This is a genomic window from Roseateles sp. GW821-FHT09H10, from assembly GCF_059415865.1.
On the sequence record NZ_JBWKOB010000002.1, the window covers coordinates 1486786 to 1512593 of the forward strand.

Consider the following 25808-nt stretch of genomic DNA (forward strand, 5'->3'; position numbering starts at 1 on the left):
CCGCGTTTGCTCGAGCGTCCGTGCAAATTCCCAGGAGTGCTTCATGACGGTTGCGGATCCGCTGTCCGACGTGCTGCGCAGCGTGCGGCTGCGCGGGGCGGTGTTCTTCCATGTCAGCTGCCGCGACGAGTGGTCGGCCCTGGCCGCGCCGGCCAGCGAGCTGGGCCCGATGGTCATGCCGGGCGCCGACCACGTCATCGAATACCACCTGTTCGCCAAGGGCGCCGGCTGGTGCGCCGTCGAGGGCGAACCGCCGATGCGCCTCGAGCAGGGCGATATCGTCATGCTGCCGCATGGCGACGCCCATGTCGTCTCCAGTGCGCCCGGGCTGGCGCCCGCCATCGGCGACGACGACGCCTGGTTGCTGGGCATGCGCGATGGCCCCAAGCCCATCCCCATCACCTACCGAGGCGGCATGTTCCTGCCCGGCGAGGGCCTGCCGAGTGCCGAGGCCTCGACGGTGCTGGTCTGCGGCTTCATCGCCTGCGACCTCAAGCCCTTCAACCCGCTGATCGAGGCCCTGCCGCGGCTGCTGCGTCTGCCGGCCCAGGGCGTGGGCCCGTGGGTAGAGCCCGTCATGACCCAGGCCGCCGCCGAATGGGACTCGCCGCGGGCGGGCAGTTCGGCCCTGCTGCAGCGCATGAGCGAGATGGTCTTCGTCGACGCGACGCGGCGCTATCTGGACTCCCTGCCCGAGCAGAGCCAGGGCTGGCTCGGCGCCCTGCGCGACCGCCAGGTCGGCCGCGCCATCGGCCTCATGCATGCCGAGCCTGCCCAGGCGTGGACGCTGGACGAGCTCGGCAAGCGTGCCGGCCTGTCGCGCTCGGCCCTGCATGAGCGCTTCGTCGCGCTGACGGGCATTCCGCCCATGCAATACCTGACCAACTGGCGCATCCAGTGCGGTGCGCGCCTGCTGCGCGAGACGCCGGGCAACGTCGCGGAGATAGCCCAGCAGGTCGGCTACGACTCGGAGGCGGCCTTCTCGCGTGCCTTCAAACGCGCGACGGGCCTGCCGCCGGCGACCTGGCGCCGCGAGCAGGCCGCGAGGGCGAACTAGGGCTTCAGCAGCCCATCGGCCTTGAACATGGCCTTGATGCCGCGCACCGCCTGGCGGATGCGCGACTCGTTCTCGATCAGCGCGAAGCGCACATGCCCGTCGCCGTGGTCGCCGAAGCCGATGCCGGGTGACACGCAGACCTTGGCCTTCTCCAGCAGCTGGCGAGCGAACTCCAGCGAGCCCAGCTCGCGGTAGGGCTCGGGGATGCGGGCCCAGATGTACATGCTGGCCTTGGGGCAGTCGACCTGCCAGCCGGCTTCGATCAGCCCCTTGTAGAGCACGTCGCGGCGGCGCTGGTAGCTGGCGGCGATGTCCTGCACGCATTGCTGGTCGCCTTCGAGCGCGGCGATGGCCGCGACCTGCAGCGGCGTGAAGGTGCCGTAGTCGTGATAGCTCTTGATGCGGGCCAGGGCCGCGACCAGGTCGGGGTTGCCGACCATGAAGCCGACCCGCCAGCCGGCCATGTTGTAGCTCTTGCTCAGCGTGAAGAACTCGACCGCCACGTCCTTGGCGCCGGGCACCTGCATGATGGACGGGGCCACATAGCCGTCATAGACGATGTCGGCATAGGCCAGGTCGTGCACGACCAGGATGTCGTGCTTCTTGGCCAAGGCCACGACGCGCTCGAAGAAGCCGATGTCCACACACTGTGCCGTCGGATTCGATGGGAAGCCGAACACCATCATCTTGGGCTTGGGATAGCTGCCGCGGATGGTGCGCTCCAGCTCGGCGAAGAAGTCGACCTCGCTGCTGACCGGGATGGCGCGGATATCGGCACCGGCAATGACGGCGCCATAGATGTGGATGGGATAGCTGGGGTCGGGCACCAGCACGGTGTCGCCACGGTCCAGCGTCGCCAGCATCAGGTGGGCCAGGCCCTCCTTGGAGCCGATGGTGACGATGGCCTCGCTGTCGGGGTTGATGTCGACGCCGTAGCGGCGCTGGTACCAGTGCGAGATCGCGCGGCGCAGGCGCGGGATGCCCTTGCTGGCCGAATAGCCGTGGGTGTCGGGGCGCTGCGCCACCTCGGTGAGCTTGGCGACGATGTGCGGTGGCGTGGCCCCGTCGGGGTTGCCCATGCTCATGTCGATGATGTCTTCGCCACGCCGGCGGGCCGCAAGCTTGAGCTCGGCCGTGATGTTGAAGACGTAGGGCGGGAGGCGGTCGATGCGCGCGAAACGGCGCTTGCCGCCGGAGGCGGAAGAGGAGGCAGTCATTGGCTGTGTACGTAAGCGCCCGGAACCGTCCGAGCGACGTGGGCGGCTTGGCGCCGCACCGCGGGCGACTCTAGCGCACTAAGCTCGTGGCATGGAAATCGAGCCCCTCAAGCTGAAGGTCGACGCTGACACCACCGTGTCGGCCCTGTGGCTGCAGCCGCCGCAGCCGCGCGCCGTCTATGTGTTTGCCCACGGCGCGGGGGCCGGCATGCACCACAGCTTCATGGCGGAGCTGTCGCAGGCCCTGTTCGACCAGGCGGTGGCGACGCTGCGCTATCAGTTTCCGTACATGGAAAAGGGCTCCAAGCGGCCCGACACGCCGGCCGTCGCTCATAGGGCCGTGCGCGCCGCGGTGGCGGCCGCGCGCAAGCGTCTGCCCGATGCGCCGCTGTTCGCCGGCGGCAAGTCCTTTGGTGGCCGCATGACTTCGCAGGCCCAGGCGGCCGAGGCCTTGGCCGGCGTGCGTGGCCTGGTGTTTGTCGGCTTCCCGCTGCACCCGGCCGGCAAGCCGGGCATCGAGAGGGCGGCGCATCTGGCCCAGGTGCAGGTGCCCCTGCTCTTCCTGCAAGGCACGCGCGACGAACTGGCCGAGCTCGAGTTGCTGCGCGGGGTTGTCAAGGACCTGGGCAAGCGCGCCACCCTGCACATCGAGGACGATGCCGACCACGCCTTCCACGTCAGGGCGCGCAGCGGCCGCACTGATGCGCAGGTGGTACAGGCCCTGGCCGGGGCGATGACGGCCTGGTTCCCGGCTTCCTAGAATCGGGCGATGAATACCACCGCCGCCCCCATCGTCTGCATCGGCGGCCTCAACATCGACCGCAAGCTCAAGCTGCTGGCCCGCTCCTGGAGCGGCTCGTCCAACCCCTGTGAATCGCATGAGACGCCCGGCGGCGTCGTGCGCAATGTCGCCGAGAACCTGGCGCGCCTGGGCCTGCCCGTCGCGCTGGTCGCGGCCGTGGGCGACGACGCCGGCGGCCGCATGCTGCTGGAGCAGGCCGCCGCCGTCGGCCTGGACACGCGCGCGGTCATACGCCTGCGCCGCCATGCCAGCGACAGCTACACGGCCGTGCTGGCGCCCGATGGCAGCCTGGAACTGGGCCTGGCGGCCATGCCCCTGGTCGAAAGCCTCAATCCCTGGGCGCTGGAAGCCAGCAAGGCCCTGCGCGCCAGCGCGGCCCTGGTCGTTGCCGACGGCAATCTGCCGACCGACGCCTGGCCGCTGCTGCTCGGCGAGGCCCGCGCCAACGACATCCCGCTGGTCTGCGTGGCCGTGTCCGAGGCCAAGATGGGGCGCCTGCCCGAGTCGCTGGCCGGCCTGCACCTGCTGATCCTGAATGCCGGCGAGCTGGCCACGGTGGCCGACGATCCCCTGGAGGCCTTCGCGGCCCTGCATGCGCGTGGCGCTGCCCGCGTCCTCGTGTCCAAGGGCGCCGAGGGCCTGCTGCTCAGCGAGCCCGGGCATGCGCCGCGCCACTGGCCGGCCCCCGATGTCGCGGTCGTCGACGTGACCGGCGCCGGCGATGCGCTGTCGGCCGGCGTCTGCGCGGCCCTGCTGCGCGACTGCGCGGACTTCGACGCTGCCGCCCGCCTGGGCCTGGACCTGGCCGCGCTGACGCTGCAGACCACGGACAGCGTCCACCCCGAACTGACCCCCCGTTTCCTCGAAGAACGATAGAAGAAGATGAACGACCTGATCCACCTCTCGCCCGAAGTCGCCGCCGCCCAGGCACAGGGCCGGCCCATCGTGGCCCTCGAATCGACCATCATTGCCCACGGCATGCCCTGGCCGCAGAACCTGGACACGGCGCGCGAGGTCGAGGATGTCATCCGCATCGAAGGCGCCGTGCCAGCCACCATCGCCGTCATCGGTGGCCGCATCCGCGTCGGCCTGACCGACGACGAACTGAAGCAGCTGGCCCAGGCGCCCGACGCCATGAAGCTCAGCCGCCGCGACCTGCCCTTCGCCATCGCCACCGGCCGTCTCGGCGCGACGACGGTGGCCGCGACCATGATCTGCGCCCATCTGGCCGGCATCGAGGTCTTCGTCACCGGCGGCATCGGCGGCGTGCACCGCGGCGGCCACGAGAGCTTCGACATCTCGGCCGACCTGCAGGAGCTGGCGCGCACGCCGGTGGCGGTCGTCTGCGCCGGCGCCAAGTCCATCCTCGACCTGGGCCTGACGCTGGAGTACCTGGAGACCCACGGCGTGCCGGTGCTGTCGGTGGGCCAGGACAACTTCGCCGCCTTCTTCACGCCCGACAGCGGCCTCAAGGCCGACTTCCGCATGGACGGCGCCGACGAACAGGCCCGCTTCATCCGCGCCAAATGGGCCCTGGGCCTGCATGGCGGCGTGGTGGTCAGCAACCCCGTGCCGGCGGCCCAGGCCATGCCGCGCGAGGAGATTGACGCCATCACCGCCCAGGCCCTGGCCGAAGCCGAGGCCCAGGGCATCCAGGGCAAGGCCATCACGCCCTTCCTGCTGGCCCGCATCAAGGCGCTGACCGGCGGCCGCAGCCTGGTGACCAATATCGCCCTGGTCAAGCACAACGCCGTCGTCGGGGCGCGGCTGGCGCGTTCGCTGAAGAACTAAAGAAGCAAAACGCGCATCTGGCGGGGTGGCCAGCAATCTGCGAGCAAAACGGGCCACCTAAGCTGGCTCGTTTTTGCCGTCGATTCCCATTACTTTTGGCAGCCCCATGCGCGCGACTCTCCCCCTGATCCTCTGCAGCCTGGCCCTGGCGGCCGGCCTGGCCGGCTGCGGCCGCAAGGCCGAAGGCGGTGGCGCCGCGAGCGCCTCGGCGCCGGCCGGTGCGGCCAGCGCGCCGCCGCCGCAGAACGTCAGCGTCATGCGCGTGAAGCAGGCCGACGTGCCCCTCACCGTGGAAGCCAGCGGCACCGTGACGGCCCTGCAGAGCGTGGACCTGCGGGCGCAGACCACCAGCACGGTCGCCCAGGTGCTGGTCAAGGACGGGCAGAGCGTCAAGAAGGGCGAATTGCTGTTCCGCTTCGACGACCGCGCCGACCGCGCGGCGCTGGAGAAGGCCAAGGCCCAGCTGGCCCGCGACCGCGCCAGCCTCAGCGACCTGGAGCGCCAGCTCAACCGCGCCAAGGAGCTCAAAGGCCAGAACTTCATCGCCCAGAACGCCGTCGACACGGCGCAGGCCAATTTCGACGCCGGCCAGGCCGTGATGCGCAGCGACGAGGCCGCCATCCAGGCCGCCCAGGTCACCACCGGCTACAACGAGCTGCGCGCGCCCATCAGCGGCCGGGTTGGCATCGTCAGCGTCTTCCAGGGCAGCCTGGTGCAGGCCAACGCTACGGCCGCGCCGCTGGTCAACATCGCCCAGCTCGATCCCATCGGCATCACCTTCAGCGTGCCCGAGACCCAGCTGGCCGCGCTGCTGGCCGCGACCCGCGCCGGCGAGCTCGACGTCGAGGCCCTGCCGCCGCCGGGCTCGCCCAAGGGCACGGCGCCCATCAAGGGCCGCGTGTCGGCGGTGGACAACCTCGTCGACGCCAACACCGGCACCATCAAGGTCAAGGCCGAGTTCGACAACAAGACCCAGGCCCTGTGGCCGGGCCAGTACCTGCGCGTGCGCGTCACGCTGCGCACGCTGAAGGGCGTGACGGTGGTGCCCCAGGCCGCCATCATCATGCGCGGCAACGAGCGCTCGGTGTACGTCGTCGGACCGGACAACACCGCCCAGCTGGTGCAGGTCCAGATGCGCCAGTCCATGGGTGAGCAGGCCGTCGTCGAGGGCCTGGAGGCCGCGGCCCAGGTCGTCATGGACGGCAAGCAGAACCTGCGGCCCGGCACACCGCTGCGCATCGCGGCGCCAGCGGCCGGCGCGGCCTCGGCGCCCGCACCGGGTGCCAGCAAATGAGGCTGACGGAGCTTTTCATCCGGCGGCCGGTCATGACCGTGCTGCTGAACCTGTCCCTGGTCATCGCCGGCCTGGCGGCCTGGAGCAAGATCCCGGTGGCGGCCCTGCCGTCCTACAACACGCCCATCATCAATGTGGGCGCATCGCTGCCGGGGGCGTCGCCGGAGACCATGGCCTCGTCCGTGGCCCTGCCGTTGGAGAAGCAGTTCTCGACGATCGCCGGACTGCTGACGATTTCGTCGACCAACACGCTGGGCAACACCTCGCTGACGCTGGAGTTCGACCCCTCGCGCAACATCGACGCCGCCGCCGTCGACGTGCAGGCGGCGCTGTTCCGCTCCCTGCGTGCGCTGCCGGCGGAGATGACCTCGCCGCCCAACTACCGCAAGGTCAACCCGGCCGACGCGCCGGTGCTGATGGTGGCGTTGACGTCGCCGTCCATGGACCTCACGGAGCTGAACGATTACGCCGAGAACCTGCTGTCGCCGGGCCTGTCCACGGTCGACGGCGTGGCCCAGGTGTCCATCTTTGGCCAGAAGCGCTATGCGGTGCGCATCAAGGTCAAGAACGACCTGCTCAACCAGCGCAACATCACGCTGAGCGAGTTGCAGGCGGCCGTCAACAGCGCCAACGCCAACACGCCCGTCGGCACGCTGGACGGCTCGCGCCAGACTCTGACCATCCAGGCCAACAAGCAGCTGAAGAACGCCGCCGAGTTCGGCCGCATCGTCGTCGCCTCGCGCAATGGCGCGCCGGTCTTCCTGCGCGACGTGGCCGACGTGCAGGACAGCGTCGAGACCAGCAAGACCTATGCGAGCTACCAGGGCGAGCGCTCCATCACGCTGGCCATCCAGCGCCAGCCCGACGCCAACACGGTGCAGGTGGTGGACAGGGTCAAGGCGCTGCTGCCGCGCTATGCGGCGCAGATGCCGGCGTCGGTGCAGATGAACACGCTGAACGACCGTTCGCTGTCGATCCGCGAGTCGCTGCACGACGTCTACCTGACGCTGGCGCTGACGGTCGGCCTGGTGGTGCTGGTCATCTTCATCTTCCTGCGCCGCGCCGTGGCGACGCTGATCCCGACGGTCTCGCTGCCCATCTCGCTGATCGGCGCGCTCACGCTCCTGTTCGCGCTCGGCTACAGCCTGGACAACATCTCGCTGCTGGGCATCACGCTGGCCGTCGGCCTGGTGGTGGACGACGCCATCGTCATGCTGGAGAACATCGTCCGCCACGTCGAGGACGGCATGAAGCCCTTCGACGCGGCGGTGCGCGGCGCGAGAGAGATGGCGTTCACCATCCTGTCCATCTCGGTATCGCTGGTGGCGGTGCTCATCCCCATCTTCTTCATGCCGGGCGTCATCGGCCTGCTCTTCCACGAGTTCGCCGTGGTGGTGGGCCTGTCCATCCTGGTGTCGGCCGTCGTCTCGCTGACCCTGGTGCCCATGCTGTGCAGCCGCCTGCTCAAGCCCCATGCCCACCATGAGGACGGCCCCCTGGGCCGGCTGTTCGAGCGCGGCTTCACGGCCACGCTGAACGCCTACACCCGCACGCTGGACCTGGCCCTGCGCCACCGCAACTGGGTGCTGGGCGTGGCCCTGCTGAGTTTCGTTGCGACGGTGTGGTTCTACATGACCATCCCCAAGGGCTTCTTCCCCGAGGAGGACATCGGCCAGATCCAGGCCAGCACCGAGTCCGCCGAAGACACGTCCTTCGCCGCGATGACCGTGCTGCAGGAGCGCGTCGCCGCCATCGTGCGCAACGATCCCAACGTGGCGGCGGTCAGCTCGGCCGTGGGCGGTGGCGGCAGCAGCCAGCCGGTCAACAACGGCCGCATGTTCATCAACCTGAAGGCCCGTGGCGACCGCGCCCCCATGACCCAGGTGCTGGAAGGCCTGCGCAAGAAGCTGCGCACCGTGCCGGGCATCCAGGTCTATCTGCGGCCGGTGCAGAACCTGCAGCTCGGCGGCCGCCAGAGCAAGAGCCGCTACCAGTACACCCTGCAGTCGGTGTCGGCCGGCGAGCTCAACAGCTGGGCCGTCAAGCTGCAGGAGAAGCTGCGCGGCGACACGCGCTTCCGCGACGTCACCAGCGACTCCCAGCTGCGCGGCCTGCAGGCCAGCCTTGTCATCGACCGCGAGCGTGCTTCCCTGCTGGGCGTCGACATGGGCGAGCTGCGCAACGCCCTCTATGGCGCCTTTGGCGAGCGCCAGGTCGGCAGCATCTATGCCGAGAGCAACACCTACCAGGTCATCATGGAGGCCGGCGAGGCCGACCGCAGCAGCGAAGCCGCCTTCGACAAGATCTACCTGCGCGGCAACAACGGCGCCCAGGTGCCGCTGACGGCCTTCGCCACCGTGCAGCGCACGCTGGGGCCGACGGCGGTCAATCACCAGGGCCAACTGCAGGCCGTCACGATCAGCTTCAACCTGGGCCCAGGCGTGCCGCTGGGCGATGCGACGCAGCAGATCGCCGCCTTCACGCAGGAGATCAAGCTGCCGCCCAGCGTCATCACCAGCTACGGCGGCGATGCGGCGGTGTTCCAGGACTCGCAGGGCGGCCAGCTGCTGCTCATCGGCCTGGCCCTGGCGGTCATCTATGTGCTGCTGGGCGTGCTCTACGAGAGCTATATCCACCCGCTGACCATCCTGGCCGGCCTGCCGTCGGCGGCGGTGGGCGCGCTGATCACGCTGCAGCTCTTCGGCATGGAGCTGACCATCATCGCGACCATCGGCATCGTCATGCTGATCGGCATCGTGAAGAAGAACGCCATCATGATGATCGACTTCGCGCTGGACGTGCAGCGCAGCCAGGGGCTGGCCCCTGGCGAGGCCATCCGCCAGGCCTGCATCCTGCGCTTTCGTCCCATCATGATGACGACGCTGGCCGCGCTGATGGGCGCCTTGCCCATCGCCCTGGGCCTGGGTGCCGGCGCCGAATTGCGCCAGCCCCTGGGCCTGGCCGTGGTCGGCGGCCTGATCCTGTCGCAGGCGGTGACGCTCTACATCACGCCGGTGATCTACCTGGCGCTGGACCGTTTCAGCGGCAGCGGTCCGGATGTTCGGGAAGTTGCCGAGTTCGCGACCAAGGCCTGATCAGCTGAACTTCAATCGGCCTTCGCGGCTCTCGGTGAGCAGCCGCTGGGCCGCACGCTCGATCATGCCGATGACGGCATCGAAGCCGGCGACCGGGCCGAAATAGGGGTCCGGGATGTCCTCGCCGGCCATCTCGGGCACGAAGTCGGTGAGCAGCAGGATGCGGGCATGGTGCTCGGGCGCGGCCTTCTTGCGCAGGGCGTCCACATGCTCGGACTCCATGGCCAGCACCAGGTCGTATTTGCCCAAGGCTTCGGGATCGACGCGGCGCGAGCGCCATTTGCGCTCCAGGCCGTACTTGTGCCTCTCCAGCGCGGCGGCGGCACGAGCGTCGACCGGCCCGCCGCGCGGGTCGGCATGCACGCCGGCCGATTCGATGGTCTTGAACACATCCGCCAGCCTGGCCTTGAAGATGGCTTCGGCCATCGGCGAGCGGCAGATGTTGGCGGTGCAGATGAGGAGGACGGCGGCCATGGCGTTCAGACCTTCGCGAGCTCGGCGCGCATCGCGTCGATGACGGCCTTGTAGTCGGGCTTGCCGAAGATGGCCGAGCCGGCCACGAAGGTGTCGGCGCCCGCGTCGGCGATCTCGCAGATGTTGTCGATCTTGACGCCGCCATCGATCTCCAGGCGGATGTCGCGGCCGCTCTTGGTGATGATCTCGCGCACCCTCTTCAGCTTCTGCAGCGACGACGGGATGAAGCTCTGGCCGCCGAAGCCCGGGTTGACGCTCATCAGCATGACGAGGTCGACCTTGTCGATGACCCATTCCAGCACGTCCAGCGGCGTGGCCGGGTTGAACACCAGGCCGGCCTGCTTGCCTTCGCCCTTGATGAGCTGCAGCGTGCGGTCCACATGCGTGCTGGCATCGGGGTGGAAGGTCACCATGTCGGCGCCGGCGCGGCAGAAGGCCAGGGCGAGGCTGTCGACGGGTTGCACCATCAGGTGCACGTCGAGGATGGCCGGCGTGCCGTCGGGCTTGACCGCGTGCTTGCGCAGCGCCTCGCAGATCATGGGCCCGAAGGTCAGGTTGGGCACGTAATGGTTGTCCATCACGTCGAAATGGATCCAGTCGGCGCCGGCGGCCAGCACGTTCTTCACCTCGTCACCCAGGCGGGCGAAGTCGGCGGACAGGATGCTGGGGGCGATGAAGTGTTGGCGTGCGGCGGGCATGCCCGCATTCTAGGGAATGGGCCCTAGGCGCCGAGCCCGCGGAAGCAGTGGTCCACGAGCCAGCCCACGACCTGTTCGTCGCTGTGGCCGCTGGCCCGCATCACGCCCAGCACGGGGTCGCAGGCTCGGGCGTAGAGAAGGTACAGCACCAGCTCGGGCGGCAACGCCCGGTCCAGCCGGCCGTCTGCCTGGGCCTGCATGATCCAGGCTCCCAGTTCGTCGGACAGATGGATCAGCCGGTCCATGTAGGCCTTGTCGGCCATCAGGGCCGTGCGCAACGACGAACTCTGCGACGGCAGCGCCGGCATCTGGCCTGCGATCTGCTGCCCATAAGCCCAGCGCGCCAGTGCCTTGAGGCGGCCGATGTCGTCGAGGTCAGAGCCACGCAGCCGCGCCACTTCCTCCAGCGCTCGGTCCAGCACCCGCACCATGGCTGCGGCGGCCAGCTCCTCCTTGGAGGTGAAGTGCTTGTAGAGGCTGGCTTTGCCGATGCCGACGTCGGCGACGACCTGGTCGACCGTCATGGCCTCGAAGCCCTTCTCGGCCAGCAGGCGGTTCACCGACGCCACGATGGCTTCCTCGCGGGCCTGCAGCACTTGTTGCTTGAAGCTGGGTCTGACCATGGCGTCATTCTAGGCTGACCGGTCCAGTTTCAGACTTTCGAGTCGCTTACAGAACTAAGCATTTCGCTATTGGACTGCATGGTTGACTTTGGAAACTGATTGGTTCACATTCTGCACCGTGCAGTTTTGATCGATTGCCTGATGCGCAAGAAGCCCCCGTCAGGGTTGCCGCAGCGGCCGAGCGGCTGAAGGCCGCGGCGTCCTCCCCTTCGTTTCGCACCGGTGCCCGCAAGGCGCCGTGGCTGTGTTCGTCCCCTCGATTCCAAGGAGGTTTCCATGCTTGTCACGACCTGGTTGAAGCGTCTTGGAGTGGCGCTGGTTTTCACCGGCCTGAGCGCCTGCGGCGGTAGCGACCCCGAACCCGACATCGTGCAAACCGCGCAGGCCGATGCCCGCTTCAGCACGCTGGTGGAGGCCGTGCAGGCCGCGGAGCTGGCCGGTACGCTGTCGGGTCCAGGGCCGTTCACGGTCTTTGCGCCCACCAACGACGCGTTCGCGGCATTGCTGGCAGAGCTGGGCGTGACCAAGGCTCAGCTGCTGGCCAACAAGGCGCTGCTGACCCAGGTGCTGCAGTACCACGTGCTGTCCAGCGAGGTGGCGAAGGCCGCCGTGCCGCTGGGCAAGCCGATCGCGCCGTTGCAGGGCGGCATCTTCAAGATCGATGCAGTTGGCAGCGACCTCGTCATCACCGACGGCCGCAACCGCACCGCCAGGATCACCGCCGCTGACATTCACACCCGCAACGGCGTCATCCACGCCATCGACCGGGTGCTGCTTCCGGCTGACAAGACCGTCGTCGCCACCGCGCAGGCGGTGCCCGACTTCAGCATCCTGGTGGAAGCCGTCGTGGCCGCGGGACTGGTGGACACGCTCAACGGCGCCGGGCCTTTCACCGTCTTCGCGCCAACCAATGCCGCCTTCGCCAAGCTGCTGGTCGAACTGGGCGTCACCAAGGAGCAGCTGCTCGCCAACAAGCCGCTGCTGACCCAGGTGCTGACCTACCACGTGCTGCCTGCCCGCGTGCTGAAGGCCGAGGTGCCGGTTGGCGCCGCCATCACCACGGTGCAAGGGCAGACCTTCACGGTGGACGCGAGCCTGGCCATCACCGACCAGCGTGGCCGCAAGGCATCCATCACCGCCACCGACGTGCTGGCCCGCAACGGCGTCATCCACGTCATCGACACGGTCATCCTGCCCCGGCCCTGATTTTCCCGCCGGGCCCGTCGGGCCCGGTCAACACCGCCCCCCGGCACATCCCCAGGAGTTTTCCATGAAGCGTTATCTCACCATCTGCGCCCTGTCCCTGCTCGCCGCAGCCGCCCAGGCCAAGGACATCGTCGACACCGCCGTCGCGGCCGGCAATTTCAAGACGCTGGGCACGGCGCTGCAGGCTGCGGGCCTGGTCGACACCCTCAAGGGGCCGGGCCCGTTCACCGTGTTCGCGCCCACGGATGCGGCGTTTGCCAAGATCCCAAAGGCCGACCTGGACGCGCTGCTGAAGGACAAGGCCAAGCTCACCGCCGTCCTGACCTACCACGTCGTGCCCGGCAAGGTGATGGCCAAGGACGTCAAGGCCGGCAAGGTCAAGACCGTGCAGGGCAGCGAGCTGACGGTCGGCACCAGCGGCGGCGTCACGGTGGACAACGCCAAGGTCACGGCGACGGACATCGCCGCCGACAACGGCGTCATCCATGTCATCGACAGCGTCGTGATGCCGAAGTGAAAGCCTAGCCCGGGCGCTGGAAGGCCTCCCTGGCCTTCTGCGCCTCTTTCCAGTGGTGGCAGCCGGGCTGGTGGTCGTTGATCAGGCCCATGGCCTGGATCAGCGCGTGCATGGTGGTGGGCCCGACGAACTTCCAGCCGCGCTTCTTCAGGTCCTTGGACAGGGCCTCGGAGGCCGGCGACGTGGCGAGGTTGTGGGCCACCGAGTTCCTGGGCGGCTCGAAGCGCCACAGATAGGCGGCCAGCGAGCCCTCGGAAGCGACCAGCTCCACGCAGCGCGCGGCGTTGTGGATGGCCGCCTCGATCTTGCCGCGGTGGCGCACGATGCCGGCGTCCGCCAGCAGGCGGTTCACATCCTTCTCGCCGAACTTCGCGACCTGGTGGTAGTCGAAGCCCGCAAAGGCGGCGCGGAAGGCCTCGCGCTTGTTCAGGATGGTCCGCCACGACAGGCCGCTCTGGAAGCCTTCCAGGCAGAGCTTCTCGAACAGGCGGAAGTCGTCGCCCACCGGTCGGCCCCATTCCTCGTCGTGATAGCGCAGGTATTGCTCGTCGCCGGGGGCGGCGGCGCACCAGGCGCAGCGGGGGCGGCCGTCAGGGGGCAAGTACAAGGGCTTCATCGGTATTTGTCTGCGAGCTGGCGCAGCGTGCCGTCTTTCTCCAGCTTGCGCAGGGCCTGGGTCAAGCGCTCTTCATGGGCTGCCGGCAGGTCGGCACGCAGCGCGAGGAACTGCGGCTCCTCCTGGAAGACGGTGCGGCCGAACTTGAACTTGTCGCCCTGCCGGATCTCGGTGACATGGCGCTGCAGATTGATGTCCTGGCCGTAGATGGCATCGGCCCGGCCCATGGTCAGCATCTGCAGGGCTTCGCGCTCCGAACCCACCTCGGAGATGTTGACGTCGGCCGCCAGCAGCCGGCGCGCCAGGGCCGTGCCGCGCATGACCAGCACCGGCTTGCGCTTGCTCCAGGCGGCCAGCTCGGCCAGGGTGTCGGGGTTGCGCGAATCGTCGGCGCGCTGCACGACGACATGGCGGATGGTGTACAGCGGCACTGCCGCATAGCGCCATTGCTTTTCGCGCTCGGGCGACTTCAGCAGGCAGAAGAAGGCATCGACCAGGCCTTCGGCCAGCAGGCGCTCGACGCGCTTGAGCGGCACGGCCTGATCCAGACCGGTGAAGTGCAGGCCCGGGTCCAGCTTCTCGACGGCGCGCAGCACCTCCAGGCAGAGCCCGGGCTTGAGCGGAGCGCCCTCAGGGTCGTACTTGACCGTCGAGTTGGCCTGCTGGACGGTGCGCAGCGTCAGCTCCTGGGCCGGCGCTGCCAGGCTCAGAAAGGCACTCAGCAGACAGAGCCAGCGCAGCACTTAGGATCACGCATCCCGAAGAACATGCGGCGAGCATAGCGTTCGACACCGAAAATAAGCTGATGGCGAACCCCCGTTTCAGTTGCAGCGTGGCCGTGCAGGCCCTGCCCGAGCAAACCCACCTCGAGCAAGGCCTCTACGCCTTCAGCTACACCATCACCATCGAGAACACCGGCGATGTGCTGTCCCAGCTCATCGGCCGGCACTGGGAGATCACCGACGCGCGCGGCCAGGTGCAGATCGTCGACGGCCTGGCCGTCGTCGGCCACCAGCCGGTGCTGGCGCCGGGCCAGAGCTTCCAGTACAGCTCCTGGGCCCAGATCGGCACGCCCCAGGGCACGATGCAGGGCCGCTTCCTGTGCGTGACCGAGGCCTGCGAGGTCTTCCATACCGAGGTCGCCGAGTTCCTCTTGGCAGACAGCGCCAGTCTGCATTGACCTGGGATCTCACCGCCCTGCTGAACGCGGCCGACCCGCAGGCCGCCCTCGCCGAGCGCAATCTGTGGCTGGTGCGCCTGCTGGAATGGCTGCGCCACGCGCCGCGCGAGGAGGGGACGCCCCGGCCCATCGTGCGGCTCAAGCACCTGCTCAATGTGCTGGAGCGCCACCCCGAGCACGCCTACAAGTTCGCGGGCGTCATCGCCGGCGTCTGGAGCGACGTCGATGCCGTCAGCCTGTTCGCCGAGGTGGGCTTCGCGCCGCGCATGGCGCTGTGGCACGAGTTCCTGGCGCGGCTGCGCCGGCGCGTGCTGCCGGCCACGGCCGACACGCGCGACCTGGCGGCGCTGTTCGAGCTGCTGTTCGGCGACGAGGCCGACGAGGACTGGATCGCCGCCATCGACGACGAGCTGCTGGGCCGTTTGAGCCTGCTCTTCGTCGCGGCGCCGGACGGCGGCTGGCGCGTGGAGATGCATGCCGCCATCACCGTGCTGGTCAGCAGCGTGCATGCGGCCGGCCTGTCCGGGCCGCTGCGGGTGCGCATGGATGAGCTGCTGCTGCAGGACCGGCCCTTCCACCAGCTGCCCGCCGCCTGGGAGGCCGTGGAGCGCGCGCTGCAGCAAGGCGAGGATGCCGCGCTGGCGCCGGCGCTGCAGTATCTGCATGCCCTGCTGGACCGCTGCCGGGCCGCCGCGCTGACCGTGCCCGAGCATCTCGAGGCGCATGGCGTGTCGGTGGACCTGATGTTCTCGGTCGAGCAGCTGACCGCGCGCCTGGACCGCATCGAGGCCCTGCTGGCCTGCCTGGTGTCCCACGAGCCGCAGCGCGAACTGCTGCGCCTGGTGGCCGGCCTGGTGCGGGTGGTGCACGAGCGGCGCAGCCTGCGCACGCTGTTCGCCCGCCACTACTCGCTGCTGGCCCGCAAGGTGGCCGAGCGCAGCGCCGAGACGGGCGAGCACTACATCACCCGCAGCCGCGAGGAGTACCGCGACATGCTGAAGCGCGCGGCCGGCGGCGGCGCCGTGATCGCCGGCACCACGCTGCTGAAGTTCCTCATCGCCCTGCTCGGCTTCACGGCCTTCTGGGGCGGCTTCTGGGCCGGCGTGAACTACGCTGTCAGCTTCGTCCTCATCCATCTGCTGCACTGGACGGTGGCCACCAAGCAGCCCGCCATGACGGCGCCGGCCATGGCCGACAAGCTGCAGCACATTGACCGCGACGAAGGCCTGGAAGGCTTTGTCGACGAGGTGACTCACCTCGTGCGCTCCCAGGTCGCCGGCATCATCGGCAACCTGGCCCTGGCCGCGCCCCTGGTGCTGGCCGTGCAGGGCCTGTGCTGGCTGGCCTTCGGCGCGCCGCTGGTAGGCCTGCGCGACGCCGAGTACGTGCTGCACTCGCTGAGCCTGCTGGGCCCCTCGCTGCTGTTCGCGGCCTTCACCGGCACGCTGCTGTTCGCGTCCAGCCTGATCGCCGGCTGGGTCGAGAACTGGTTCGTCTTCCATCGCCTGGACAGCGCCATCGCCTGGAACCCGCGCATCGTCGCGACGCTCGGGCCCGCTCGCGCCCAGCGCTGGTCGCGCTGGTGGCGGGCCAATATCTCGGGCCTGACGGCCAACACCAGCCTGGGCCTGATGCTGGGCCTCGTGCCGGCCCTGTTCGGCTTCTTCGGCCTCGGCATCGAGGTGCGCCATGTGACCCTGTCCACCGGCCAGCTCGCGGCCGCCGTGGGGGCGCTGGGCGTCGGTGTCATGGCCACCTGGGCCTTCTGGTCCTGCGTGCTGTGCATCGCCGGCATCGGCATGCTCAATGTCGGCGTCAGCTTCTTCTGCGCCTTCAAGGTCGCCATGCGTTCGCGCGGCGTGCGCCTGGCCGACCGCAAGCGCGTCTACGCCGCCATCCGCGCGCGGCTGCGTCGTGCGCCCCTGAGCTTCCTGATTCCCCCGCGCTAGTCCTCCTTGCGCTCGCCCTTTTTGCGACCGGCGAACATGGTCCACCAGATGATGAAGACAAAGATCGCGAGCGCGCCGAGGGCTTCGAGGGCGAGGAGCAGCATGGGAGGAGGATGGGCGCGTGGGTTGCTGGCCGTGATTCTAGGAAGCCTGGCCGCCTGCTCCTCGCCACCGCCGCTTCAGCCGCCGGTCGAGCCCGTGCCGACCCCTGCGCCGACACCGTCACCCCGGCCCGCGCAGCGCTGGGTCGCCGTCGACTGGAAGGACCTGCCCGGCTGGGGCAGCGACAACCTCGTCGCCGCCTGGCCTGCCCTGCTGGCCGGTTGCCAGCGCCCGGCGCCGGGCTGGGCCGAGTTCTGCGCCCGTGCCGCGCTGCAGGCGCCGACGGACGCGCTCGAAGCCACGCTCTTCCTGATGAAGCATCTGCGTCCCTGGCGGCTGGCCGCCGACGGCGGCGAGACCACCGGCCTGCTGACCGGCTATTTCGAACCCCAGCTGGCCGCCAGCCGCACGCGCCAGGGCGTCTTTCAATGGCCGCTGCACGCCCTGCCCAGCGACCCGGCTCTGCGCCGCACGCCGCGCCGCGACATCGAGGCCAATCCGCGCTTCACGGCGCTGGAGCTGGCCTATGTGGAGGACCCCTTCGCCCTGCTGCAGCTGCAGATCCAGGGTTCGGGCCGCCTCGTCGTGCGTGATGCGTCGGGCGCGGAGCGCACCAGCCGCGTCGCCTGGGCCGGCCACAACGACCAGCCTTTCCAGTCCGTCGCGCGCGCCCTGCTGGACCGCGGCGAGGTGAGCGATGCGACGCCGCGCACGCTGAGCGACTGGGCGCGCCGCAACCCGGCCAAGGTGCGCGAGGCCCTGGCGGTCAACCCGCGCGTCGTCTACTTCCGCGAGGAGGCCCTGCCCGACGCCAACCAGGGCCCGCGCGGCGCCCAGGGCGTGCCGCTGACGCCGGGCCGCTCCGTCGCCATCGACCGGGCCTTCATCGCGCTCGGTACGCCGCTGTGGCTGGACAGCACCGAGCCCCTGTCCCCCACGCCGCTGCGCCGCCTCGTGCTGGCCCAGGACACCGGCAGCGCCATCCAGGGCGCCGTGCGGGCGGACTTCTTCTGGGGCTGGGGCGACGAGGCCGCGCTGCAGGCGGGCCGCACCAGGCAGGCCCTGCGGCTGTGGGCGCTGTGGCCCGTCGAGGGACGCCCGGCCGTTCCGTAGCCCCTCGAACCCCCTCGGGGGCGGTCGAGTCCTCGCCTCGACCCGGGGCTCCAGCTCGCTACTCCGAAACCTTGACGCCCTTCCAGAAGGCGTAGCGGCCCTTGATGTTCTCGGCGGCAGGCAGCGGGTCCGGGTAGTACCAGACCGCATCCGGATTCATCTCGCCATTGACCAGCAGGCTCAGGTATTTGGCCTCGCCCTTCCAGGCGCAGCGCGACACATGGTTGCTGAAGCTCGTGTATTGCTTGTTCAGCGACTCGGCCGGGAAATAGTGATTGCCTTCGACGACCACCGTGTCGTCGCTCTCAGCGAGGGTGATGCCGTTCCAGACTGCTTTCATCGCAAGGGGCTCCGGGGAGAATGAAGGGATGCGACGCTACCACTCTCACCTCGGCCGCGACATCGTCCTCACGGGCGGCAGCGCCCGCGACCTCGAGCCGGGTCAGTTCGGCGTCCTCGCCATCGATGGCGGCGCCGGTGGCTGGTCGGTCGTCCACAAGGGGCCTGGCGGCGAGGTCATTGAGCTCAACAACGAGATGCACTTCGAGCTGCCGGAGGATGCGCTGGCGTTTGCGAAGGAGTTGATCGAGATGATGGCCGCACCCGAGTGAAGGAGGGAGCGATGGCGTGGAGAAGAGTCGTCAGCTGGTATCTGCTCGTGCTGGCTGTCGTCGCGGGTGCCACGGCAGGGGTGGGCTGGTTTCGCCATGCAGGCGCGATGAAGGACTGGGTCGATACCGCGACCCTGGTTTCCCTGGCCATTGCCTTGCTGGCCCTGCCCTTGCTGCGGGGTGATTCGTCAGGCGGTCCACAGCGACACGAGTCGGAGCAGGCTGCCATGCCCTTGAGCAACGGCGCGCGAGGCGCGGTGACGCTGGCCGCGGCGGCGAGCTGGCTGGCGCTGGCGATCGCAGCGGATATGGTCGCTCGATGAGCACTGCCCCCAACCCCATGTCGCCGCTGTTGCTTTACGGCGCTGCCGCCTCGGGCTCCGTGGCTGTCGAAGCCACGCTGACGCTGCTGGGCCTGCCCTATCAACTGATCGAAGGCGCCACCTGGGCCGAGGCGTCGGCCCGCGAACGCGTCGCGCCGGCCAACGCCATGCGTCAGATCCCGACGCTGGTGCTGGAGGGGGGCGAGGTCATGACCGAGAGCGCGGCCATCCTCATCTATCTGGCCGATCTGCATCCCGAGGCGCGGCTGGCGCCGGCCGCTGACGACCCGCTGCGGCGGCAGTTCCTGCGCTGGATGACCTATGTGTCCTCGGCCATCTATTCCTTGCACTGGATCAAGCCGGATGTGAAGCGCATTGGCGCACCCGAGAGTGCGCGCGATGCCGTTGTCGATGCAGTGCATGAGCGCATCGCCTTCTGCTGGTCCCACATGGATGCCCAACTGACGCCGGGGCGCTGGCTGTTGGGCGATCAGCTGACGGTACTGGATCTGTATGTCGCCACCATCTCACGCTTCGGGCCTTGGCGGGAGCGCTTCTATGGGGCGGCGCCGGGGATGGCGGAGGTGATCCGGCGCGTTGACGAGGAGCCGCGGCTGACGGCCTTGTGGCGAGAACGCTTTCCGGAGGATTGAAGGCGATGGCAACCCAACGCTTCAACATCTTCGGCCGCCTCTTCGACATCGAGCGGCGCGGCGAGCAGTGGTCGGTGCTGTACGTCGGCAATGACGGCAAGCGGGCGCCCGCGGGCTTCGTCATCCCGGAGTTCGTGATGGACGAGGAACTGGAGCAGTTCCTGTTCGACCTCTTCCACGAGCAGGCCGCCTACAAGAAAGGCGGCATCTCGCGCGTGCAGCGCTAAACCTGCCCACCCGCCTTCGCCCCCTTGCCCTGCAGCACCGGCGCATCCGGCATGCCCAGCAGATCCGCCGCCAGCGCCTCGGCCACTTCGATGCCGTCGACACCGGCGCTCATGATCCCGCCCGCATAGCCGGCGCCCTCGCCGGCCGGGAACAGCCCGCGCACATTGAGGCTCTGGTAGTCCCGCCCGCGGTTGATGCGCAGCGGGGATGAGGTTCGCGTCTCCACGCCCGTCAGCACCGCGTCCGGCCGGTCGAAGCCGCGGATCTGGCGGGCGAAGGCGGGCAGGGCCTCGCGGATGGCTTCCAGCGCATAGGGCGGCAGCGAGCCGCGTCCCTTTTCCTGCAGATTGGTCAGCGTGACGCCCGGCTTGTAGCTGGGTGCCACATCGCCGATGGCCTTGCTGACCTGGCGCTTGACGAAGTCGCCCACCAGGGAGCCCGGCGCCAGATAGCCGCCGCCGCCCAGTTCGTAGGCGCGGCTTTCCCAGATGCGCTGGAAGGCCATGCCGTCCAGCGGGTTCACCGGGCTGCCGTCGCGCTTGCCGTCCTGGCGGTAGTCCTCGGGCGTCAGGCCGACGACGATGCCGGCGTTGGCGTTGCGCTCGTTGCGCGAATACTGGCTCATGCCGTTGGTGACGACGCGGTCCGGTTCGCTGGTGGCGGCCACCACCGTGCCACCGGGGCACATGCAGAAGCTGTAGACGGAGCGGCCGTTCTTGGCGTGGTGGACAAGCTTGTAGTCGGCCGCGCCGAGGATCTCGTTGCCGGCGGCAGCGCCGAAGCGGGCCGCGTCGATCAGGCTTTGCGGATGCTCGATGCGGTAGCCGATGGAGAAGGGCTTGGCCTCCATCTGCACGCCGCGGGCATGCAGCATCTGGAAGGTGTCGCGGGCGCTGTGGCCCAGCGCAATGACGACATGGGTCGTGCTGATTTGCTCACCCGATTCCAGCTGCACGCCGCGCACGGCGCCGTCCTCGATGAGCAGGTCGGTCATCTTCTGCTGGAAGCGGATCTCGCCGCCCAGGGCTTCGATGTCGGCCCGCATCTTGATGATCATGCTGACCAGGCGGAAGGTGCCGATATGGGGCTTGCTGACGAAGAGAATCTCCTCGGGCGCGCCGGCCTTGACGAACTCGGTCAACACCTTGCGCGTCAGATGGCGCGGGTCGGAGATCTGGCTGTAGAGCTTGCCATCCGAGAAGGTGCCGGCGCCGCCTTCGCCGAACTGCACATTGCTTTCGGGATGCAGCTTCTGCTCGCGCCACAGGCCCCAGGTGTCCTGGGTGCGCTCGCGCACGGCCTTGCCGCGTTCCAGCACGATGGGGCGCAGGCCCATCTGGGCCAGGATCAGCGCGGCGAACAGGCCGCAGGGGCCGAAGCCGACGACGACGGGCCGCGGGCCGGTGTGCTCCCCGACCTGGGCCAGGAAGTGATAGCCGGTGTCGGGCGTGGCGCGAATCTGGTGGTCGCCGGCAAAGCGCGCCAGCACGGCGGCTTCATCCACACCCTCGGCCAAGGTGCAGTCCAGCGTGTAGACCAGCTGGATGTCGCTGCGCTTGCGGGCGTCATAGCCGCGGCGGGCGATGTGCAGGCCTGCCAGGTCGGCGTCGGCCAGCTTCAACCGGGCCAGCGCGGCGGGGCGCAGCGCCTCCTCGGCGTGGTTGAGCGGCAGGCGGAGTTCGTTGATGCGGATCATGATTTGGTCGATATCTAGCCGACAAAAGCAAACAGGCCCCGAGGGGCCTGTGAGAGGGGGACCTTCAGGCGCTTGGCCCGATGATCAACCCGAATGGGGGCGCTTGCCCGGGTTCTTCTTGGAACGGGTGTGCGAACCGCGCTCCAGGCTGCTCAGCTGGCCCTTGCCGGCGGTGAAGGTGACGCCCTTGGGGGCGGCGGGACGGGGAGTGGCCTTGCGGTCCGCTTCGGTAACGATCTTGTTGCCCATGATGGCTCCAGTGAAACAAGCCCACAGCAGGGGCGAATCGCCAATACAGCGACGAAAAGCGCAGATTTTAGCCTGTACGGGCCAACCAGGCTTCAAAGTCCGGCAGATCCATGGGTTTGGCCAGCAGATAGCCCTGGATCAGGTCACAGCCGCAGGTGGTGATGCAGGCCAGCTCGGCAGCGTTCTCGACGCCCTCGGCCGTGACGGTCAGGCCCAGGCCCTGGCCGACGCTGACGATGGATTTCAGCAGGGCCTGGCGGCGCGGATCGCCGTCCACGTCCTGCACGAAGCTGCGGTCGATCTTGAGCTCATCCACCGGCAGGTGCTGCAGATAGGCCAGGGACGACTGGCCGGTGCCGAAGTCGTCGATGGCCAGGCTGACGCCCCAGGCCTTCAGCGCGTTCAGCACGGCGATGGGGTCGGTGCCGCTGGACATCAGGCCGGTCTCGGTGACTTCCAGCTGCAGCTGGCCCGGGTCGACGCTGTACTCGGCCAGCAGGGCGGCCAGGCGGGCCGGCAGGGTCTGGTCCTGGATGTCCAGTGTCGAGATGTTGACGGCGATGCTCATGGGCTTGCGGCCCTCGGCCTCCCAGGCGGCCAGCGTCTTCACGGCCCGGGCCAGCATCCAGTCGGTGATCTGGCGGATGCGGCCGCTGCGCTCGGCAAAGGGCACGAAATCGCCCGGCGGCAGCCAGCCGCGCTGCGGATGCTGCCAGCGCACCAGGGCCTCGGCGCCGGTGATGCGGCCGGTCTTCAGGCAGCGCTTGGGCTGCAGGAACTGGCGCAGCTGGTCCTGCTGGATGGCGGTGGCCAGGTCGGACAGCAGGCTCAGGTGCAGGGCGCGGGCGGCCTCGGCGCTGGGGTTGAAGACGGCGACGTCCTGGCGCAGGCGCTTGGCCTCGAACATGGCCTGCTCGGCGCGGCGCAGCAGGGCCTCGGTGTCGGCCGCGTGCTCGGGCCAGTGGGCCACGCCCAGGGACACCGACAGGTCCAGGGACTGGCCCTGCCAGCTCAGCTTGTGCTCGACCTCCTCGCGCAGCTGGGAGGCCAGGGCGGTGCCATGGTCCAGCCTGGCCACGGGGGCGAGGGCGGCGAAGGTGCCGCCAGCCAGGCGGCCATAGGCGGCCACGCCCTCGAACAGGCCTTCCAGCTTGGCGGCGGCGCCCTTCAGCAGGGCGTCGCCGGCGTCGAAGCCCAGCACGCTGTTGACGGCCTTGAGGCGGTCGACGTCGATGCAGATCAGCACCGCCTGGCGCTCGCCTTCGGGCAAGTTGGCCAGCAGGCGGTCGCCGTCGGCGATGAAGCGGGCGCGCTGGGGCAGGCCGGTCAGCAGGTCGACGTCGGCCAGGCGGCGCAGCTCGGCCTCGCGCTGGCCGACGGCCTCGGCCATGGTGTTCATCGCGCTGGCCATGTGGCCGACCTCGTCGGCGGAGTCGACCTCGATGCGGTGGCTGTACTGGCCCTGGGCGATCAGCTCGGCGCCGTCCTCGGCGCGCTTGAGCGGGTTGATGATGGAGCGCGTGACGCCGACGGCCAGCAGGGCGCCGGCGATGAGGGCGCCGATGCACAGGCCCAGCACGCCGGTGCGGTCGGCGTCGATCTGGTCGCGCAGCTCGCGGGCCTGGGCGGTGCCGGCGCGCTCCTCGCTGGCGGCCAGCTGGTGGATGGCGCTGACGAAGAGGGACAGGGCCGATTCGGTGTCGCTGCCCAGCAGGGCCCGCGCGGCCTGGAAGTCGTCGCGCTCGATGAGGCTGCGCACGTCGACATAGCTGGCCCGATAGTCGGCCAGGCGCTGGCGCACCTCGGCCAGGCGCTCCGTGCGCGGCCCCGAGGGCAGCACCATGGCCAGGCGCTGCATGGCGTCGTCCAGCCGGCTGTTGGAGGAGTTGATCTCCGGATAGGCCGCCACGCGCAGCTCGGCGTCGGGGCTCATCAGCACGAGCAGCTTGCGCGCCACGGCCTCGGCGTTGCGGTTGATCTCGTTGACCGAGTCGCGGATGACGGCCTGGTCGTCGACGATGCGGTTCAGCGCGTCCGACAGCCCGTTCAAACGGTGCACGGACAGGGCCGCCAGCCCCATCAACAGCAGCAGCAGCAGGCCGAAGGCCACGCCCAGGCGGGTACGGATGCGCAGCCGCCGCGACAGCCGGCTGATGGGCCTGTTGAGGCTGCTCATGGCAGGGTTGGCACCTCGTGCGTCACTTGGCATCCTTCGCGCTGCGCGCTTGCTTGGCCATTGCAGTGGCCAGCGCGTTCGTCAGGCTTGCGATGCCCTGCATCGCAAGTCCGGTCTCACTCCCGCCACGCGGGAGCTGAGCGCCTTCGGGCGGCCGGGCGGCGCTCACGCTGCGCTCCAGCTCGTCAGCAGCAGGCGGGCCGTGGCCACATTGGTGGCGCAGGGCACGTCATGCACGTCGCAGGCGCGCACCAGGGCGTTGATGTCGGGTTCATGGGGCTGGGGCGTCATCGGGTCGCGCAGGAAGATGACGCCGTCCAGGTCGCCCACCGCCAGCCGGGCGCCGATCTGCAGATCGCCCCCCATCGGGCCGCTCAGCATGCGCTCGATGGTCAGGCCATGGGCGGCATTCAGCCGGCTGCCCGTGGTGCCGGTGGCCATCAGCTGGCAGCGCCGCAGCAGGGGCAGGAAGTCGGCTGCCAGGGCGATCATGGCGTCCTTCTTGCCGTCATGGGCGATCAAGGCAAGCTTCATGGTCGGGAAGGCGGTGAGTTCTGCAAAGGATTGACGTTACACGCAAGACGTGACCGCAAACGCGCAAGACTTGGCACATTGCCATTCTGGCCACAGCTGTTACTCAACGTACCTGCTGCCACGGCCTGGCAGCGGCGCCGGGCAACATCCCCAATCTATCGCGCCAACCCGCAAAAGGCACCATGAACTTCCGTCAGCTCCACCAAGGCCCCGCCCTCCTGAAGATCGCCAATGTCTGGGACGCCGGCAGCGCCGTCCTGGTGCAGGCACTGGGCGTACCCGCCCTGGCCACGACCAGCGCCGGCCTGGCCTGGGCCCTGGGCTATGCCGACGGCAACCACCTGCCCGTGGACGAACATGCCGACGCGCTGCGCCGCATCGCCAGGGTGGCGCGCGTGCCCCTGTCGGCCGACAGCGAGGCCGGCTACAGCGACGACCCCTCCACGGTGGCCGACAACATCATGAAGTTCACCGCGGCCGGCGCCGTCGGCATCAACCTCGAGGACGGCGGTGACGCGCCGGCCCTGCTGTGCCGCAAGATCGAGGCCATCAAGGCGGCCGCGGCCCGGGCGGGTGTGGATGTGTTCATCAATGCCCGCTGCGATGTCTGGCTGAGGAATCTGGCGCCCGGCCGGGCGGTCGAGGAGGTGCTGCTGCGGGCGCGCGACTACGCGGCCGCGGGCGCCGACGGCCTGTTTGCCCCGGGCGTGACGGCCGTGGATGACATCGCGGCCCTGGTGGGCGGCCAGCCGCTGCCCCTGAACGTGATGGCGCGCCCGGCCCTGCCCGGCCTGGACGAGCTGCAGCGCCTGGGCGTGCGCCGCCTCAGCGCCGGCAGCGCCATTGCCGAGGCGGCCTGGGGGCGCTCCCAGCGGGCGGCGGCAGGCTTCCTGGCCCAGGGCGGCGGTGCCGACCTTTATGACGGCGCGGCACCCTATCCGCAGATCAACGGCGCGCTGGCGGCCGCGAATCAGTCTCAAGGCTGAATAGACACGCGCAACTGCAGCTCGCGCTCCGGCTGGCCGGCCGCGTCGCGGCTGCTGACGGTGCCGCGCGGCGCGGGCTGCACTGCAGCGTCGCCGCTGCGTGCCACGGTCTGCCAGCGCTCCAGCGGCAGCTCCAGCATGGACTGAAACTCGCTGCCGTCCTCGTCGATGTGGAACTCCACGCGCACCGGCGCGCGGCCGCCGGCCCAGGTCGGCGTGACCGTGAAACCGCGCGTGACGCGGCGTTCGCGGGGCTGCGGGTTGGCATAGATGCCGCGCACGCTGCCGGTCGGCGCCACGTCGACCACCATGTCCACCCATTGCAGCGGCTCGCGCGTCGTCAGCCGCGTGCTGGCGCGCTGGCCGTTCTGCACCATCAGCCGCTGGCCCACCTGAGGCGAGGTCTGGGCTGTGGACGTGACGACGCTCGGCCCCCGCGGCGACACCGCCCCCGCCGTGCCGACGACGACGGCACCGTCGCGCACCGCGGCCTGGGCGGCGGGCGGCAGGTTGGAGTCCACCCAGCGCAGTTCGACCACCAGCGTCACGGTCGGCGGCGCGGCGGCCGCGGCCAGGGGCAGCAGGGTCAGCAGCAGGGCGGCGCGGCGCTTCATGCGC

28 protein-coding genes are annotated in these 25808 nt (G+C 69.4%); 16 read left to right on the top strand and 12 right to left on the bottom strand.

The window, feature by feature from the left end; all coding sequences use genetic code 11:
• Nucleotides 1-43 precede the first annotated feature (43 nt).
• Nucleotides 44-1057, top strand: a complete 1014-nt coding sequence (locus AC07OY_RS15005; RefSeq protein WP_495043397.1) for an AraC family transcriptional regulator — start codon at nt 44-46, stop codon at nt 1055-1057.
• Here the strand turns inward: AC07OY_RS15005 and alaC are convergent.
• Nucleotides 1054-2274 carry an alanine transaminase gene (alaC, locus tag AC07OY_RS15010; protein ID WP_495043398.1) on the bottom strand — a complete coding sequence of 407 codons (1221 nt, stop codon included), beginning with the start codon at nt 2272-2274 and terminating at the stop codon, nt 1054-1056. The genes AC07OY_RS15005 and alaC overlap by 4 nt on opposite strands.
• A gap of 91 nt (nt 2275-2365) precedes the next feature.
• Between alaC and AC07OY_RS15015 the strand changes: the two genes are divergently transcribed.
• The 5 genes from AC07OY_RS15015 to AC07OY_RS15035 all read left to right on the top strand — a co-directional run bounded on the left by AC07OY_RS15015 (nt 2366) and on the right by AC07OY_RS15035 (nt 9256).
• Entirely contained in the window at nt 2366-3034 is a 669-nt protein-coding gene (locus tag AC07OY_RS15015) for an alpha/beta hydrolase family protein (RefSeq protein ID WP_495043399.1), read from the top strand.
• A 9-nt stretch (nt 3035-3043) separates the two neighbouring features.
• Nucleotides 3044-3952 (top strand): carbohydrate kinase family protein, encoded by a 909-nt coding sequence (locus tag AC07OY_RS15020; RefSeq protein ID WP_495043400.1) that lies wholly within the window; start codon nt 3044-3046, stop codon nt 3950-3952.
• Between the two features lie 6 nt (nt 3953-3958).
• On the top strand, nt 3959-4867 hold the full coding sequence (locus AC07OY_RS15025; protein ID WP_495043401.1) for a pseudouridine-5'-phosphate glycosidase: 909 nt from the start codon (nt 3959-3961) through the stop codon (nt 4865-4867).
• Nucleotides 4868-4973: 106 nt separating this feature from the next.
• Complete coding sequence (locus tag AC07OY_RS15030; RefSeq protein WP_495043402.1) at nt 4974-6161, top strand: efflux RND transporter periplasmic adaptor subunit; 1188 nt, start codon at nt 4974-4976, stop codon at nt 6159-6161.
• Nucleotides 6158-9256, top strand: a complete 3099-nt coding sequence (locus AC07OY_RS15035; RefSeq protein ID WP_495043403.1) for an efflux RND transporter permease subunit — start codon at nt 6158-6160, stop codon at nt 9254-9256. The genes AC07OY_RS15030 and AC07OY_RS15035 overlap by 4 nt, the downstream gene beginning before the upstream one ends.
• On the opposite strand, the gene AC07OY_RS15040 is transcribed toward AC07OY_RS15035, so the two are convergent.
• The 3 genes from AC07OY_RS15040 to AC07OY_RS15050 are packed head-to-tail and all read right to left on the bottom strand — an operon-like array spanning nt 9257 to nt 11051.
• A complete protein-coding gene (locus AC07OY_RS15040) occupies nt 9257-9730 on the bottom strand; it encodes a low molecular weight protein-tyrosine-phosphatase (RefSeq protein WP_495043404.1) in 474 nt (157 codons plus the stop codon). It abuts the gene before it with no gap.
• Nucleotides 9731-9735: 5 nt separating this feature from the next.
• Nucleotides 9736-10428 carry a ribulose-phosphate 3-epimerase gene (gene rpe / locus AC07OY_RS15045; protein WP_495043405.1) on the bottom strand — a complete coding sequence of 231 codons (693 nt, stop codon included), beginning with the start codon at nt 10426-10428 and terminating at the stop codon, nt 9736-9738.
• A gap of 23 nt (nt 10429-10451) precedes the next feature.
• Complete coding sequence (locus AC07OY_RS15050) at nt 10452-11051, bottom strand: TetR/AcrR family transcriptional regulator (protein WP_495043406.1); 600 nt, start codon at nt 11049-11051, stop codon at nt 10452-10454.
• A 276-nt stretch (nt 11052-11327) separates the two neighbouring features.
• Between AC07OY_RS15050 and AC07OY_RS15055 the strand changes: the two genes are divergently transcribed.
• Both AC07OY_RS15055 and AC07OY_RS15060 read left to right on the top strand, forming a co-directional pair.
• Nucleotides 11328-12257, top strand: coding sequence for a fasciclin domain-containing protein (locus tag AC07OY_RS15055; protein WP_495043407.1), 930 nt, complete (start codon nt 11328-11330; stop codon nt 12255-12257).
• Nucleotides 12258-12321: 64 nt separating this feature from the next.
• Complete coding sequence (locus tag AC07OY_RS15060) at nt 12322-12774, top strand: fasciclin domain-containing protein (protein ID WP_495043408.1); 453 nt, start codon at nt 12322-12324, stop codon at nt 12772-12774.
• Between the two features lie 4 nt (nt 12775-12778).
• Here the strand turns inward: AC07OY_RS15060 and AC07OY_RS15065 are convergent, their stop codons facing one another.
• Both AC07OY_RS15065 and AC07OY_RS15070 read right to left on the bottom strand, forming a co-directional pair.
• Entirely contained in the window at nt 12779-13390 is a 612-nt protein-coding gene (locus tag AC07OY_RS15065) for a DNA-3-methyladenine glycosylase I (protein WP_495043409.1), read from the bottom strand.
• The gene (locus AC07OY_RS15070; protein ID WP_495043410.1) at nt 13387-14133 is read right to left on the bottom strand and encodes a substrate-binding periplasmic protein; all 747 of its coding nucleotides are present in this window, start codon (nt 14131-14133) and stop codon (nt 13387-13389) included. Before AC07OY_RS15070 ends, AC07OY_RS15065 begins: the two co-directional genes overlap by 4 nt.
• Before the next feature lie 62 nt (nt 14134-14195).
• On the opposite strand from AC07OY_RS15070, the gene apaG reads away from it, so the two are divergent.
• The 3 genes from apaG to mltA all read left to right on the top strand — a co-directional run bounded on the left by apaG (nt 14196) and on the right by mltA (nt 17734).
• Nucleotides 14196-14570 (top strand): Co2+/Mg2+ efflux facilitator ApaG/CorD, encoded by a 375-nt coding sequence (apaG, locus tag AC07OY_RS15075; RefSeq protein WP_495043411.1) that lies wholly within the window; start codon nt 14196-14198, stop codon nt 14568-14570.
• A complete protein-coding gene (tlpB, locus tag AC07OY_RS15080; RefSeq protein ID WP_495043412.1) occupies nt 14567-16519 on the top strand; it encodes a transporter-like protein TlpB in 1953 nt (650 codons plus the stop codon). The genes apaG and tlpB overlap by 4 nt, the downstream gene beginning before the upstream one ends.
• Nucleotides 16520-16654: 135 nt before the next feature.
• The gene (mltA, locus tag AC07OY_RS15085) at nt 16655-17734 is read left to right on the top strand and encodes a murein transglycosylase A (protein WP_495043413.1); all 1080 of its coding nucleotides are present in this window, start codon (nt 16655-16657) and stop codon (nt 17732-17734) included.
• Nucleotides 17735-17792: 58 nt separating this feature from the next.
• On the opposite strand, the gene AC07OY_RS15090 is transcribed toward mltA, so the two are convergent.
• The gene (locus tag AC07OY_RS15090; RefSeq protein WP_495043414.1) at nt 17793-18074 is read right to left on the bottom strand and encodes a DUF427 domain-containing protein; all 282 of its coding nucleotides are present in this window, start codon (nt 18072-18074) and stop codon (nt 17793-17795) included.
• A 28-nt stretch (nt 18075-18102) separates the two neighbouring features.
• On the opposite strand from AC07OY_RS15090, the gene AC07OY_RS15095 reads away from it, so the two are divergent.
• The 4 genes from AC07OY_RS15095 to AC07OY_RS15110 all read left to right on the top strand — a co-directional run bounded on the left by AC07OY_RS15095 (nt 18103) and on the right by AC07OY_RS15110 (nt 19548).
• Nucleotides 18103-18345 (top strand): hypothetical protein, encoded by a 243-nt coding sequence (locus AC07OY_RS15095; protein WP_495043415.1) that lies wholly within the window; start codon nt 18103-18105, stop codon nt 18343-18345.
• 107 nt (nt 18346-18452) lie between these two features.
• The gene (locus AC07OY_RS15100) at nt 18453-18668 is read left to right on the top strand and encodes a hypothetical protein (protein ID WP_495043416.1); all 216 of its coding nucleotides are present in this window, start codon (nt 18453-18455) and stop codon (nt 18666-18668) included.
• On the top strand, nt 18665-19321 hold the full coding sequence (locus AC07OY_RS15105; RefSeq protein WP_495043417.1) for a glutathione S-transferase family protein: 657 nt from the start codon (nt 18665-18667) through the stop codon (nt 19319-19321). The genes AC07OY_RS15100 and AC07OY_RS15105 overlap by 4 nt, the downstream gene beginning before the upstream one ends.
• Nucleotides 19322-19326: 5 nt before the next feature.
• Nucleotides 19327-19548 carry a DUF7661 family protein gene (locus AC07OY_RS15110; protein ID WP_495043418.1) on the top strand — a complete coding sequence of 74 codons (222 nt, stop codon included), beginning with the start codon at nt 19327-19329 and terminating at the stop codon, nt 19546-19548.
• On the opposite strand, the gene AC07OY_RS15115 is transcribed toward AC07OY_RS15110, so the two are convergent.
• From AC07OY_RS15115 to AC07OY_RS15130, 4 genes are all read right to left on the bottom strand, one after another.
• Nucleotides 19545-21245, bottom strand: a complete 1701-nt coding sequence (locus AC07OY_RS15115; protein WP_495043419.1) for an NAD(P)/FAD-dependent oxidoreductase — start codon at nt 21243-21245, stop codon at nt 19545-19547. The two genes, AC07OY_RS15110 and AC07OY_RS15115, sit on opposite strands and share 4 nt — an antisense overlap.
• A gap of 84 nt (nt 21246-21329) precedes the next feature.
• A complete protein-coding gene (locus tag AC07OY_RS15120) occupies nt 21330-21494 on the bottom strand; it encodes a hypothetical protein (protein ID WP_199701996.1) in 165 nt (54 codons plus the stop codon).
• 67 nt (nt 21495-21561) lie between these two features.
• Complete coding sequence (locus AC07OY_RS15125; protein WP_495043420.1) at nt 21562-23670, bottom strand: putative bifunctional diguanylate cyclase/phosphodiesterase; 2109 nt, start codon at nt 23668-23670, stop codon at nt 21562-21564.
• A 165-nt stretch (nt 23671-23835) separates the two neighbouring features.
• Nucleotides 23836-24204, bottom strand: coding sequence for a methylglyoxal synthase (locus AC07OY_RS15130; RefSeq protein WP_495043421.1), 369 nt, complete (start codon nt 24202-24204; stop codon nt 23836-23838).
• Between the two features lie 182 nt (nt 24205-24386).
• On the opposite strand from AC07OY_RS15130, the gene AC07OY_RS15135 reads away from it, so the two are divergent.
• Nucleotides 24387-25190, top strand: a complete 804-nt coding sequence (locus tag AC07OY_RS15135; protein ID WP_495043422.1) for an isocitrate lyase/PEP mutase family protein — start codon at nt 24387-24389, stop codon at nt 25188-25190.
• Here the strand turns inward: AC07OY_RS15135 and AC07OY_RS15140 are convergent.
• Nucleotides 25181-25804: a hypothetical protein gene (locus AC07OY_RS15140; RefSeq protein WP_495043423.1), complete on the bottom strand. Its 624-nt coding sequence runs from the start codon at nt 25802-25804 to the stop codon at nt 25181-25183. The genes AC07OY_RS15135 and AC07OY_RS15140 overlap by 10 nt on opposite strands.
• Between the last annotated feature and the right edge of the window lie 4 nt (nt 25805-25808).